General features: G+C 59.5%; 14 protein-coding genes. 9 read left to right on the top strand and 5 right to left on the bottom strand.

The window, feature by feature from the left end:
• The first annotated feature begins 4 nt into the window (after positions 1-4).
• The 3 genes from GH657_RS09435 (at position 5) to GH657_RS09425 (ending at position 3312) form a co-directional block, all read left to right on the top strand.
• The gene (locus GH657_RS09435) at positions 5-1063 is read left to right on the top strand and encodes a sulfate/molybdate ABC transporter ATP-binding protein (protein WP_153100453.1); all 1059 of its coding nucleotides are present in this window, start codon (positions 5-7) and stop codon (positions 1061-1063) included.
• Between the two features lie 87 nt (positions 1064-1150).
• Positions 1151-2077, top strand: a complete 927-nt coding sequence (locus GH657_RS09430) for a CysB family HTH-type transcriptional regulator (RefSeq protein WP_153100452.1) — start codon at positions 1151-1153, stop codon at positions 2075-2077.
• A 149-nt stretch (positions 2078-2226) separates the two neighbouring features.
• Positions 2227-3312, top strand: a complete 1086-nt coding sequence (locus GH657_RS09425) for an asparaginase (protein ID WP_153100451.1) — start codon at positions 2227-2229, stop codon at positions 3310-3312.
• Positions 3313-3480: 168 nt separating this feature from the next.
• Here GH657_RS09425 and lysM read toward each other — a convergent pair whose 3' ends face one another.
• The 5 genes from lysM to gcl form a co-directional block, all read right to left on the bottom strand.
• Entirely contained in the window at positions 3481-3966 is a 486-nt protein-coding gene (lysM, locus tag GH657_RS09420; protein ID WP_153100450.1) for a peptidoglycan-binding protein LysM, read from the bottom strand.
• Between the two features lie 71 nt (positions 3967-4037).
• Entirely contained in the window at positions 4038-4295 is a 258-nt protein-coding gene (locus tag GH657_RS09415) for a hypothetical protein (protein WP_153100449.1), read from the bottom strand.
• A gap of 171 nt (positions 4296-4466) precedes the next feature.
• Positions 4467-5375 (bottom strand): 2-hydroxy-3-oxopropionate reductase, encoded by a 909-nt coding sequence (locus GH657_RS09410; RefSeq protein ID WP_153100448.1) that lies wholly within the window; start codon positions 5373-5375, stop codon positions 4467-4469.
• 161 nt (positions 5376-5536) lie between these two features.
• On the bottom strand, positions 5537-6346 hold the full coding sequence (gene hyi / locus GH657_RS09405; protein WP_153100447.1) for a hydroxypyruvate isomerase: 810 nt from the start codon (positions 6344-6346) through the stop codon (positions 5537-5539).
• Positions 6347-6430: 84 nt separating this feature from the next.
• On the bottom strand, positions 6431-8206 hold the full coding sequence (gene gcl / locus GH657_RS09400; protein ID WP_153100446.1) for a glyoxylate carboligase: 1776 nt from the start codon (positions 8204-8206) through the stop codon (positions 6431-6433).
• Between the two features lie 183 nt (positions 8207-8389).
• On the opposite strand from gcl, the gene GH657_RS09395 reads away from it, so the two are divergent.
• From GH657_RS09395 to GH657_RS09370, 6 genes are all read left to right on the top strand, one after another.
• Positions 8390-9301, top strand: a complete 912-nt coding sequence (locus GH657_RS09395; RefSeq protein WP_153100445.1) for a LysR family transcriptional regulator — start codon at positions 8390-8392, stop codon at positions 9299-9301.
• 278 nt (positions 9302-9579) lie between these two features.
• Entirely contained in the window at positions 9580-9954 is a 375-nt protein-coding gene (gene rpsF, locus GH657_RS09390) for a 30S ribosomal protein S6 (RefSeq protein ID WP_153100444.1), read from the top strand.
• A 43-nt stretch (positions 9955-9997) separates the two neighbouring features.
• Positions 9998-10297 (top strand): primosomal replication protein N, encoded by a 300-nt coding sequence (priB, locus tag GH657_RS09385; protein ID WP_153100443.1) that lies wholly within the window; start codon positions 9998-10000, stop codon positions 10295-10297.
• A gap of 2 nt (positions 10298-10299) precedes the next feature.
• The gene (gene rpsR, locus GH657_RS09380; RefSeq protein WP_153100442.1) at positions 10300-10575 is read left to right on the top strand and encodes a 30S ribosomal protein S18; all 276 of its coding nucleotides are present in this window, start codon (positions 10300-10302) and stop codon (positions 10573-10575) included.
• Positions 10576-10601: 26 nt separating this feature from the next.
• Entirely contained in the window at positions 10602-11054 is a 453-nt protein-coding gene (gene rplI, locus GH657_RS09375; protein WP_153100441.1) for a 50S ribosomal protein L9, read from the top strand.
• Between the two features lie 129 nt (positions 11055-11183).
• Positions 11184-12569, top strand: coding sequence for a replicative DNA helicase (locus GH657_RS09370; RefSeq protein WP_153100440.1), 1386 nt, complete (start codon positions 11184-11186; stop codon positions 12567-12569).
• The last annotated feature ends 79 nt before the right edge of the window (positions 12570-12648 follow it).

The following is a 12648-nucleotide window of genomic DNA, read 5'->3' as shown; positions in this document are numbered from 1 at the left end:
AGCAATGAGTATCACGGTTCGTCATCTGCAAAAACGTTTTGGCGATTTCATCGCGCTCGATGATGTTTCTCTTGATTTCCCCGCTGGCGAACTGGTCGCGCTGCTGGGGCCCTCGGGTTGTGGCAAGACCACGCTGTTGCGCGTGATTGCCGGCCTGGATGACGCCGATGCGGGCCAGGTGGTGCTGCAAGGCCAGGATGTGGCGCGCGTCGGCGCCCGCGAGCGGCAAGTGGGTTTCGTATTTCAGCATTACGCGCTGTTTCGCCATATGACGGTGTTCGAGAACGTCGCTTTTGGCTTGCGCGTCAAGCCGCGCCGGGAGCGCCCGGCGGAGGCGGTGATTCGGGACAAGGTGCATGAGCTGCTCCAGCTCGTGCAACTCGACTGGCTCGCGCAGCGTTATCCCTCGGAGCTGTCGGGGGGGCAGCGCCAGCGTATTGCGCTGGCGCGGGCGCTGGCGGTCGAACCCAAGGTGTTGCTGCTCGACGAGCCTTTTGGTGCGCTGGATGCCAAGGTGCGCAAGGAACTGCGGAGCTGGCTGAGGCGCTTGCACGACGATTTGCATATTTCGACGCTGTTTGTCACGCACGACCAGGAAGAGGCGCTTGAAGTGGCGGACCGCATCGTCGTGATGAATCACGGCCATGTTGAGCAGGTTGGCAGTCCACAAGCCGTGTATGACCATCCTCAGACCTCGTTTGTCTATGAGTTTCTGGGCGCGGCGAACCGTTTGGCCGGTCATGTCGATCACCGTGGTTTTGTTGCGGCAGGCGCAACGCAGCCGATCAAGCTCGACGCCAGTTTCGAGGGGCCGGCACAGGCCTATGTGCGGCCGCATGATCTGGTGCTCTATCCGCTCAGCGCGGAGCAGCGGGATGGCATCAGGGTCGGTGTGCGGCGAGTGGTCACGCTGGGCGGCTCGGTCCGGGTTGAACTCGAAGGCCAGCATGGCAACCTGCTCGAAGCCGAGCTCGACCGCGAAACCTGGCGGGCGTTGCAACTGGCGCCGGGCGACGGTGCCACTGTTGTGCCACGCGCGCTGAGGGTGTTTCCCACGCCATGACGTGCTGCCCGTGACCTGCTGGCGCAGGCATGCTTCGCGCGCATTCTTTTTTTTGCTGTTTTTTGCTGTTGCAACCGGAAACCCGTTATGAATTTCCAGCAGTTGCGTTTTGTGCGCGAGGCCGTGCGCCAGAACATGAACCTCACCGAGGTGGCCAATGTGCTGTATACGTCGCAATCGGGCGTATCGAAGCAGATCAAGGATCTCGAAGATGAACTGGGCGTCGATATTTTTATCCGTCGCGGCAAACGGCTGACAGGGCTCACCGAACCCGGCCGGGCGGTGCACCAGTTGATCGGGCGGATGCTGCTGGACGCCGAAAACCTGCGGCGCGTGGCGAGCCAGTACGCTGACCAGGACAATGGCCATCTGGTCGTGGCAACGACCCATACCCAGGCGCGCTATGCCTTGCCCAAGGTGATTCGCCAGTTCACGACGGTGTTTCCGAAGGTGCATCTGGCGCTGCGCCAGGGCAGCCCGCAACAGATCGCGCAGATGATCCTTAACGGCGAAGCGGATATCGGCATTTCGACCGAGGCGCTAGACCGTTATCCGGATATCGTCACGTTCCCGTGCTATTCGTGGCATCACGTGGTGGTGGTGCCCAAAGACCATCCGCTGGTGGGGCGGCCGAAGCTGACGCTCGAAGAGATTGCGGAGTATCCGCTGATTACCTACGACCAGGATTTCACGGGCCGCTCGCATATCGACCAGGCTTTTGCTCGCGTGGGCGCGCTGCCGGATGTGGTGCTGACCGCGATTGACGCTGACGTGATCAAAACCTATGTCGAACTGGGCATGGGAGTGGGCGTGGTAGCGGCGATGGCCTACGATCCGAAGCGCGATACCGAACTGGTGGCGCTTGAGACACAGCACCTGTTCGAAGCCAGCACCACACGTCTTGGGCTGCGTAAGGGGGCGTTTTTGCGCGCTTACGCCTACCGGCTGATCGAGATGTTCGCGCCGCAACTGGACGAAGCCGAGATCGCTGGACAATTGCGTGAAAGCGTATGACAGGTGCGTGAGCAGAAAATCAGCCAATCAGGTAGACAAGGGCTACTGCATCAGCGAAAACACTTCGCCTACAATCGTGGCCCATGAATATTCCTATGTGCACACCCTCGTGGCCATGAATACCCCTCAATTTGTCTACCCTTGCGGCCATGAATACTTCGACTTCCTCTCCCGCTTCCGCTTTGCCTGAAGCGTCTGGTTCAGCTCATTCGCCTGATTCGCCTGTTTTTCCCGCTGCGGCGCGGACGTTGCCCCGTATCGTGGTGCTGGCCACGGGCGGCACGATTGCCGGTGCGGCATCCGACCCGGCGAATACTGCGGGTTACGAGGCGGGTGTGCTGAGCATTGAACAGTTGCTGGCAACCATTCCCGCGCTGGGCAAAGTGGCGCGCCTCGACGCCGAACAACTGGCGAACCTCGACAGCAAGGACATGACGCTGGCGTTCTGGACGACGCTGGCGCAACGCGTCAACGCGTTGCTTGGCGATGACGCGATAGACGGTGTCGTCATTACGCACGGCACCGATACGCTCGAAGAAACGGCTTATCTGTTGCATCTGACAGTAAAAAGCAGCAAGCCGGTGGTCCTGACTGCCGCGATGCGTCCGGCCACGGCGCTTTCCGCAGATGGCCCACTGAATCTGCTGAATGCGGTGACGCTGGCGGCAAGCCCTGCGGCGCGGGGCCAGGGCGTGCTGGTGGCGCTGAATAACCGGATCCATAGCGCCCGCGATGCAGTCAAGACCAGCACCTTTGCCGTTGATGCGTTTCATTCACCGGAGGCCGGTGTGCTGGGCTGGGTGCAGGATGCCCGGGTGGAGCTGGTGCGCCGCGTGGTGCGGCCGCATACGCTGGATACGGAGTTTGTGATCGGCTCGGCATGGCCGCACGTCGAAATCGTGACGAGCTATGCGGGTGTTTCGCGCGCGCTTGTGGAGGGCCTGGTGGCGGCTGGGGTACGTGGGATTGTCGTCGCGGGCACGGGTAACGGATCGATTCATGAAACCTTGCAGCAGGCGCTGGTGGACGCGCTAACCCAGGGGATCGCGGTGGTGCGGTCGTCACGGGTAGGCTCAGGACATGTGATGCATAACGGTGCGGCAGCGGATGATGCGCTGGGCTTCGTTACAGCGGATTCGCTGAATCCGTACAAGGCGCGCGTGTTGCTGATGCTGGCGCTGGCGGCCGGAGCCGCTGGACCGGTGGCCTTGCAACGGGTGTTTGATCTTTATTGAGGGGGTGTTTTGCCGCGGTCGAGGCAATAGCCACGATAAAACCTGCGCTAAAACCGCTAAAACAAAACAATACGGCGGTATGGGCTAAAGCCGATACCGCCGTATTGATGATGTTGACTTCTACGGTTTAATTCCCGGAAGCGATGCTTATGGGCTGTTATGGGCCGACTAGGCGGCTGGGATGACTAGCACCTGGCCTGGATAAATCTTGTCCGGGCTTTTCAGCATGGGCGTATTCGCCTGGAAGATCAGGTCATTTTTCGCGCCGTTGCCGTAATACTTCTCTGCAATTTTCCACAGATTATCGCCGGCAACCACCGTGTGAAACTGGGCGGCGGCTGACGGATTGCTCACCGTCAGCTTGTCGTCAACCTTGTCAACGTTTTGCACATTGCCCGCTGAGACCAGGATTTTTTCCTTGGTGGGCTGGTCGGCGGCTTCGCCTGACACGGTCACGACATGCGTGGAGCCGTCATAGGTGACTTGCAGATTCTGGGCGTCGAGGCCCTGGGCACGGATATAAGCGGCAATGGCATCGCCCGCTGTCTTGTTCAGGGCGGCGGCATCGGCTGGCGCCGTTGCGGCTTGCGCGGAACCCGAGGCTGCACCGAACAGTTTTTCGCCGGCGTCTTTAATGAAGCTGAGGAGACCCATCAGTCATACTCCTTACGTGGTTGAAAAGCTGTTGAGGTGTTGCAGTCTAAGCGAGTCTGACTTGAATGCAATTAGATAATTCCATTTTTATGTAGGAATAGTTCAGGGTTTTGCATCAGAAAAAGTCTCAAACGTAATAACGGCAATATAGAAAATAGTTCGTTTGAATAACGTAGAAAAAATGCAGAAAAATCGAAATCCGACAGTCGGACACCCGGTAACGACGTCTGACCGACCAAGGCTTCCCCGGCATTACCGGGTGCCGCTGCGGACCCCTGCATGCCGCCCGGCGGACTGGGCGGTTTGGTTTGCCTGATCGCTGGCGCCATGCCATCGCGCCATGGTGAGTCAGGCGTGACGCGGGGGAGGCCAGGATCAGATCAAGCTGGATTTTGCTCGCGTTGCGAGCGCCAGATCGTTGGCGGGTGGTGCGGGCCCCAGGGATGCATCCGGCATGAAAAGCCCGGACACGGGGCCATGAACCGCACAATGCACGTCCTTCAAGCCGCTTTCGCTTCCTTGCCCGGCGCCTCTGCAACCTCGAAGTTCGCCATGATCTCGAGCGCACGCACCATTGCCGAGTGATCCCATGCCTTGCCACCGTTCGCCACACAGACGCTGAAGAGTTGCTGGGCGCTGGCCGTGTGCGGCAGGGCGATTCCCAGCTTGCGGGCGCCGTCCAGCGCCAGGTTCAGGTCTTTCTGGTGCAGCTCGATCCGGAAGCCTGGATCGAACGTGCGCTTGATCATGCGCTCGCCATGAACCTCAAGAATGCGCGATGAAGCAAACCCGCCCATCAGTGCCCGGCGCACCCGTTCGGGGTCAGCGCCGGAGCGTGCGGCGAAGAGCAACGCTTCGGCAACGGCTTCGATGTTCAGTGCCACGATGATCTGGTTGGCGACCTTGCAGGTTTGACCCGCACCGTTATCGCCGATTAGCGAAATATTCTTGCCCATCAGTTCGAAGAGCGGCTTGGCTTGATCGAACGCTTTTTGCGGGCCGCCCACCATGATCGTCAACGTTGCATCACGGGCGCCGATTTCGCCGCCGGAGACCGGTGCATCGAGATAGTCACAACCGAGCGCGTTGATCTTTTTGGCGAATTCCTGTGTTTCAAGCGGCGAGATCGAACTCATGTCGATGACCAGCTTGCCGCGCGTCAGGCCTTGAGCCGCGCCTTCGTCGGCAAACAGCACGTCAGCGACGTGAGGGGTGTCGGGCACCATGATGATCACGACATCCGCGGCTTCGGCCACGGCTTTCGAGTGGGCGACAACCGTGGCCGTGATGCGCAGGTCATCGGGCACGTGGTATGCGCCATTCACGAATAGCGTATGACCGCCTTTGATAAGGTTGCGCGCCATGTGCGCGCCCATGATGCCGAGGCCAATAAAACCAATCTTCGCCATGCTGTTTCTCCATCCAGAGTGTCGGGTTGCGGGGCGAGCGCGTGTGCTGGCTGCCCCGATGTGTTGTGGTTCGCGCCGTTCGATCGTGCCGTTTAATGCTGTCAGACCCGCTGTTAGACCCGCTGTCAGACCCGCTGTCAGACCCGCTGTCAGACCCGCTGTCAGGCCACGACGCGTTCATTCGCGCGAGGCTGTCCAGCGCTGCGTTGCAGCCAGCCGAGCCCTTCGGCGGTTGTGGTGCGAGGTTTGTATTCGCAGCCGATGTAGCCGTCGTAGCCGAGCGTATCAAGCAGCTCGAAGAGGAACGGATAGTGAATTTCGCCGGTGCCAGGCTCGTGACGGCCGGGGTTGTCGGCAAGCTGGATATGTCCGATCGAAGCCAGATTGCTTTTGATCGTAGCGGCCAGTTCGCCCTCCATGCGTTGCATGTGATAGATGTCGTACTGCAAAAAAAGGTTGTCCGATCCCACCTCGCGGATCACTTCCAGCCCTTGCGCCGAATAGTTCAGGGCGAACCCCGGCATGTCGCGCGAATTGCAGGGTTCGACCAGCAGCCTGATGCCTTCTTTTTTCAGCGCCGCCGCCGCGAAACGCAGGTTGTCGACCAGCGTGGCGCGTGCCGTTTGCGCTTCGAGGCCCGCGGGGACAAGGCCCGCGAGGCAGTTTAGTTGCGGCACATTAAGCGCCTTGGCATAGCCGATGGCACGGCCAACGCCTTCGCGGAACTCCTCCGTGCGTCCGGGCAGGCAGGCGATGCCGCGCTCGCCGGCTTCCCAGTTGCCGGCCGGCAGGTTATGCAACACCAGACGCAACCGATGCTGCTTGAGCTGTGCGGTGAGCTCTGCAACGGCATAGGGATACGGAAACAGGAATTCAACGGCGTCGAAACCCGCTTGCGCTGCCGCGGCAAAGCGCTCAAGAAACGGGACTTCGTTGAATAGCATGGTGAGATTGGCTGCGAATTTTGGCATGTCACTTCACTCTCTCAAGTTCTTTGGGGTTGTCTCAGGTTCTGGCTCTGGCCGTTTGCCCCGGTTTCAGGTTTTTTATCCCACTTAGTCGAGCAGGCAAATGGCGCTCGGGGCGTGTTCGGCGGTTTCAGCCAGATCCTCGAATTCGTTGATTGCGTCGATTTCCGCGCCCATCGAAATATTGGTCACGCGTTCAAGAATGACTTCGACGATGACGGGTACGCTGAATTCGGAGAGCATCGCCTGGGCTTTTTGCAGCGCGGGTTTGATCTCTTCCGGGCGGAACACGCGCAGCGCCTTGCAACCCAGGCCTTTGGCCACCGCGATGTGGTCTACCCCGTAGCCGTTGACTTCCGGGGCATTGATGTTGTCGAACGCGAGCTGGACGCAGTAATCCATATCAAACGCGCGCTGGGCCTGACGGATCAGCCCGAGATAAGAGTTGTTCACCACCACGTGGATGTAGGGCAGCTTGAATTGCGCGCCCGCCGCGAGCTCTTCGATCATGAACTGGAAGTCGTAATCGCCCGAGAGCGCGACGATGGGCCGCTGGGGATCGGCGGCACGCACGCCGAGCGCGGCGGGAATGGTCCAGCCGAGCGGGCCCGCCTGGCCGCAGTTGATCCAGTTACGTGCCTTGTACACATGCAGGAACTGGGCGCCCGCGATTTGCGAGAGCCCGATCGTGCTGATGTAGCAGGTATCGCGGCCAAACACCTGGTTCATCTCTTCGTAGACGCGTTGAGGCTTGATCGGCACGTTATCGAAGTGGGTTTTGCGCTGCATCGTGCGCTTGCGCAACTGGCACTCGGCGACCCAGGCACTGCGCTCTTGCAGCTTGCCTGCCGCCTGCCATTCGCGGGCGACTTCGACGAACAGTTCGAGCGCGGCTTTTGCATCCGAAACGATGCCCAGATCCGGGCCGAAGACCCGGCCAATCTGTGTTGGCTCGATATCGACATGGACGAATTTGCGGCCTTTGGTATAGACCTCGATGCTGCCCGTGTGACGGTTCGCCCAGCGGTTGCCGATGCCCAGCACGAAATCGGACGCAAGCAACGTGGCATTGCCGTAACGGTGCGCCGTTTGCAGACCGACCATGCCGGCCATCAGCGGATGGTCATCAGGGATCGCACCCCATGACATCAGCGTGGGAATGACCGGAACGCCCACGGTTTCCGCGAATTGCACCAGCAGGTCTTCGGCCTCGGCATTGAGCACACCGCCGCCCGAGACGATCAGGGGTTTTTCGGCTTCATTGAGCAGGGCCAGCGCAGCTTCGATCTGCTTGCGCGTCGCCCGGGGCTTGTAGACCGGCAAAGGCTCGTAGGTATCGATGTCGAATTCGATTTCGGCCAGTTGTACGTCAATCGGCAAATCGACCAGCACGGGGCCTGGACGGCCCGAGCGCATCAGATGGAAGGCCTGCTGGAACACGCGCGGCACGAGCGCGGGTTCGCGCACGGTCACGGCCCATTTGGTGACGGGCTTGGCGATGGATTCGATATCGACAGCCTGAAAATCTTCCTTGTAAAGCCGTGCGCGTGGCGCCTGGCCGGTAATGGCGAGGATCGGGATGGAATCGGCGGACGCTGAATACAGCCCGGTGATCATGTCGGTGCCCGCGGGCCCGGAGGTGCCGATGCACACGCCGATATTGCCGGGAGCCGCACGGGTATAACCCTCGGCCATATGCGAGGCGCCTTCGACGTGGCGTGCCAGCACGTGGCTGATATTGCCCGCCTTGCGCATCGCCGAATAAAACGGGTTGATGGCGGCGCCTGGCACGCCGAACGCCGTGTCGATGCCTTCTTTTTCAAGTACCAGCACGGCTGCGTCGACGGCTCTCATCTTGGCCATGAATGTCTCCTCAATATCGGGGGAATGCCACAGTGGCAGGGATGGCAAGCACTCTAAGTCTGCAAATAAGGTTTGATAAGATCGCAGTTGGTCGTTTATTTCGAAACAAAAAGTATTGAATGGGGCGGCTTTCCCCGTGGCGTGGGCGTAACCGGTTATCCCAAAAATGCAGGGGGACGAGTCGTGGATCGATTTAGACAGATCGAAACGTTTGTGCGTGTGGCGGATGCGGGCAGTTTGGCGGCGGCGGCGCTTGAGGAGGGCGTTTCGCCTGTCATTTTGGGACGCCGCATCGACGCGCTGGAAAAGCGTCTGGGCGTCAAGCTGATGTACCGTTCGACGCGGCGGCTGGTGGTGAGCGAGGAGGGCGGCGCGTTTCTGGAGCGCTGCCGTGGTTTGCTACGCGAATGGAACCAGGCGGAAGACGAGTTGACCGAGGGTCGCCGCACGGTAAGTGGTCATCTGGTGGTGTCGGCACCCGCGGCGTTTGGCCGCAAGCACGTTGCGCCGTTGGCCAGCACTTTTGTGGCGGACAAGCCCAAGCTTCGGGTGTCATTCAATCTGAGTGACCGGGTTGCGGACCTGGTGCGCGAGGGTTATGACCTGTCGATCCGGATCGGGGGCACGGTGGACCCTAATTTTGTCGCGGTGAAGCTGGCGTCGAATCGTCGCGTGGTGTGCGGCACACCGGCTTATTTTGAGCGCCATGGCCGGCCGCAAACGCTGGACGACCTGCGCTCGCACAATTGCCTCGCGTTTAACCTTCAGGGCGGCCAGAACCGGGGCTGGTTTTTTAACCGTGACGGGCGGCTGGCAACGGTGCGGGTGAATGGCACGCTCGATTGCAACGACGGCGAATTGCTGCATCGCTGGGTTTCCGAAGGCCTGGGGCTGGGCTGGCGTTCGACCTGGGAAGTCCAGGCACAACTGGCGCGCGGCGAGCTGGAAACCGTTCTGGACGAGTTTGCGCTGCCGGATTACGACATCCTTGCGGTCTATCCGCAACAACGTTACGTGCCCGCCAAGGTGCGCTATTTCATCGACTATCTGAAAGCGTGTTACGCCGAAGCCGATTACTGGAATGGCAAGGATTAGGCGACGGATCAGGCCGCAAGCGCGAAGAAAAACGGCGTGATTTGACGTAAAACGGCGCGCCAGCATGCCCAATAGCCGTGCCTAAAGGGGTAAGCCGGGGGGTAAGCCGGGGAGTAAGCCGGGGTAAGCCGGGGTAAGCCGTTGAAAATACGGCCGAATTGGCAGGGAAAAGAGGCGAAAGCCTTGCCTGCGGCAGGATTCACCGTTACACTTTCGGGCTTCTCACTTTGCCGCACCGGTTCCGACGCCCGGGTGGCTTTAATCCATAAGGAGTGTGTATGCGTCATTACGAAATCGTCTTTATCGTGCATCCGGATCAGAGCGAGCAGGTGCCCGCCATGATCGAGCGCTACAAGACCACGATCACGTCGCACGGCGGCCAGATCCACCGCATCGAAGACTGGGGCCGCCGTCAACTGGCCTACATGATCGAGAAACTCGCCAAGGCTCACTACGTCTGCATGAACATCGAGTGCGACCAGACCACGCTCGACGAACTCGAGCACGCATTCAAGTTCAATGACGCTGTTTTGCGTCACCTGATCGTCAAGATGAAAAAGGCCGAAACCGGCGCATCGCCGATGATGAAGGACGTGCAGCGCGAAGAAGCCAAGAAGGCGGCTGCAACGCAACCGTCTGAAGCGCAGGCTTAAGACCTCTTTTTAAGCCACCAGGGTACCAAGGCGCGCCGCTTCCGTGAACAGGCTGCAACTCACTGCCAGCATTGTTGAGCGCGAAGTGCTGCGATATACGCCTGCAGGCGTTCCGGTTGCGGGCTGCACGTTGCAGCATCACACGGAAGTCGTCGAGGCAGGCATCGCCCGTCAAGTCGAACTGACCTTGCCCGCGCTTGCGGCAGGCGAAGTGAGCGGCAGGATAGAAGGCTGTGTCATGGGCGTTGAAATGCTCTTCACCGGCTTTCTGGCGAAAAAACATCGCAATGCCAGAACCCTGGTGTTTCACATCACAGAATTGCAGGATATTGGAAAGGACTGAACATGCCCCGCCCGACAGGTAAGAAATTCGACAAGCGTCGCCAGCAACAAAACCCGCTGTTCAAGCGCAAGAAATTTTGCCGCTTCACAGCCGCTGGCGTCGAGCATATCGACTACAAAGACATCGAAACGCTGAAAGACTTCATCGGCGAAAACGGCAAGATCACGCCGGCACGTCTCACGGGTACGAAGTCGCACTATCAACGCCAGCTGGATACGGCTATCAAGCGCGCCCGTTTTCTCGCGCTGGTGCCGTATACCGACCAGCACAAGGCCTAACCCGACGACGCTAAAGGAGCATCCGAATGCAAATCATTCTTCTGGAAAAAGTCGTCAACCTGGGCAATCTTGGTGACATCGTCAAAGTCAAGGACGGTTACGCACGTAACTTCCTGATTCCGAACAAGTTCGCCCGCCGTGCAACGAAAGACGCTATCGCTGAATTCGAAGTGCGTCGTGCGGAACTCGAAAAAATCGCCGCTGAAAAGCTGGCTGCGGCTCAGGCACAAGGCGAAAAGCTGGCTGGCCTGATGCTTCAGATCGGTCAGAAAGCGGGTGTCGATGGCCGTTTGTTTGGTTCCGTGACAAATGCGGATATCGCGGCCGCGCTTGCCAAGCAGGGCTTCCAGCTCGAAAAGGCGCAAGTGCGTTTGGCCCATGGTCCGCTGAAGATGGTCGGCGATCATCCGGTGCAAGTTTCGCTGCACACGGATGTTCTCGTCGACGTGACGGTATCGGTACTGGGCGAGCACGTCTAATCAGGTATTGCATTGCGTCATAAGCCCAGGCGTTGTCTGGCAAGGGGCAGGGGCCGGGTAACCGGTCCCTGCCTTTTTTCTTGGATAGCCTGTTTCCCGGCGTGGCCATTTGCCCGATAATCCCTCCCCATGAACGCACCGTTGAACGATCCTCAGCTCGAATCACTGAAAGTCCCGCCGCATTCGATCGAAGCCGAACAATCGGTATTGGGTGGCTTGCTGCTCGATAACGGCGCCTGGGACCGCATTGCGGATTTTTTGTCGCAAAGCGATTTTTACCGCTATGACCATCGCCTGATCTTTCAGCACATTGGCAAGCTGATCGCGGCGACGCGTCCGGCTGACGTCGTGACAGTCTATGAAGCGCTCGGGACGTCGGGCAAGGCTGACGAAGTCGGCGGGCTCGCCTATCTGAATGCGCTGGCGCAAAACACGCCAAGCGCGGCCAATATCCGCCGGTATGCCGAAATCGTGCGCGATCGCGCGGTGCTGCGCCGTCTGGTGACGGTCGCCGACGAAATTTCCGCCGACGCGTTTAATCCGCAAGGCAAGGAAGTCCGCCAGTTGCTGGACGAGGCCGAATCGAAAGTGTTTTCGATCGCCGAGGATGGTGCACGCGGGACGCAGGGGTTCCTTGAGATCGGCCCGCTGCTCACGCAAGTGGTCGAGCGCATCGACACGCTTTACCACACCGCGAACCCGAGCGATGTGACGGGCACGCCCACCGGCTTTATCGATCTCGACCGGATGACGTCGGGTATGCATGGCGGCGAGCTGATTATCGTCGCGGGGCGGCCCTCCATGGGCAAGACGGCGTTCTCGATGAACGTCGGTGAGTATGTGGCCGTGGAATATGGTTTGCCGGTTGCGGTGTTTTCGATGGAGATGCCGGGCACACAGTTGACGATGCGGATGCTGGGTTCGGTCGGGCGGCTCGACCAGCACCGGATGCGTACCGGACGCCTGACCGACGAAGACTGGCCCAAGCTGACGCACGCCGTGCAGAAAATGAGCGAGGCACAGATATTTATTGATGAAACGGGGGGGCTGAACCCCATGGAACTGCGCTCGCGCGCACGGCGGTTGTCGCGCCAGTGCGGCAAGCTGGGCTTGATCATCATCGACTATTTGCAGTTGATGAGCGGCTCGTCCACGGGCGAAAACCGTGCGACTGAAATTTCAGAAATCTCACGCTCACTCAAGAGCCTGGCCAAAGAACTCGACGTGCCTGTGATTGCGCTTTCGCAGTTGAACCGTGGGCTGGAGCAGCGTCCCAACAAGCGGCCCGTGATGTCGGATTTGCGTGAATCCGGTGCGATTGAGCAGGACGCGGACGTCATCCTGTTCATCTACCGCGACGAAGTCTACAATCCTGACAGCCCGGATAAAGGCACCGCTGAAATTATTATCGGCAAGCAGCGTAATGGCCCAATTGGTCCGATTCGCCTCACGTTTCATGGGCAATATACAAAGTTCGATAATTTTGCCGGTACGCAAAACTTTCGCAGTGAATAATCGGCCATGCCGTGCTGTGTAGACAACGTCATGGCCCTTTTCACGTGTCACGACGTATAAGGCGACGGTACAATACCGC

The organism is Paraburkholderia hayleyella (assembly GCF_009455685.1).
Taxonomy (GTDB): Bacteria; Pseudomonadota; Gammaproteobacteria; order Burkholderiales; family Burkholderiaceae; genus Paraburkholderia; species Paraburkholderia hayleyella.
Note: the sequence above shows the minus strand (reverse complement) of the source record. Positions and strands in the feature narration are given on the sequence as shown.

Bases quoted from the DNA above. Each gene is read 5' to 3' on its own strand.
- GH657_RS09435 (WP_153100453.1), top strand. From the start codon at position 5: ATGAGTATCACGGTTCGTCATCTGCAAAAACGTTTTGGCGATTTCATC.
- GH657_RS09430 (WP_153100452.1), top strand. From the start codon at position 1,151: ATGAATTTCCAGCAGTTGCGTTTTGTGCGCGAGGCCGTGCGCCAGAAC.
- GH657_RS09425 (WP_153100451.1), top strand. From the start codon at position 2,227: ATGAATACTTCGACTTCCTCTCCCGCTTCCGCTTTGCCTGAAGCGTCT.
- lysM (WP_153100450.1), bottom strand. From the start codon at position 3,966: ATGGGTCTCCTCAGCTTCATTAAAGACGCCGGCGAAAAACTGTTCGGT.
- GH657_RS09415 (WP_153100449.1), bottom strand. From the start codon at position 4,295: ATGGCGCCAGCGATCAGGCAAACCAAACCGCCCAGTCCGCCGGGCGGC.
- GH657_RS09410 (WP_153100448.1), bottom strand. From the start codon at position 5,375: ATGGCGAAGATTGGTTTTATTGGCCTCGGCATCATGGGCGCGCACATG.
- hyi (WP_153100447.1), bottom strand. From the start codon at position 6,346: ATGCCAAAATTCGCAGCCAATCTCACCATGCTATTCAACGAAGTCCCG.
- gcl (WP_153100446.1), bottom strand. From the start codon at position 8,206: ATGGCCAAGATGAGAGCCGTCGACGCAGCCGTGCTGGTACTTGAAAAA.
- rpsF (WP_153100444.1), top strand. From the start codon at position 9,580: ATGCGTCATTACGAAATCGTCTTTATCGTGCATCCGGATCAGAGCGAG.
- rpsR (WP_153100442.1), top strand. From the start codon at position 10,300: ATGCCCCGCCCGACAGGTAAGAAATTCGACAAGCGTCGCCAGCAACAA.
- rplI (WP_153100441.1), top strand. From the start codon at position 10,602: ATGCAAATCATTCTTCTGGAAAAAGTCGTCAACCTGGGCAATCTTGGT.
- GH657_RS09370 (WP_153100440.1), top strand. From the start codon at position 11,184: ATGAACGCACCGTTGAACGATCCTCAGCTCGAATCACTGAAAGTCCCG.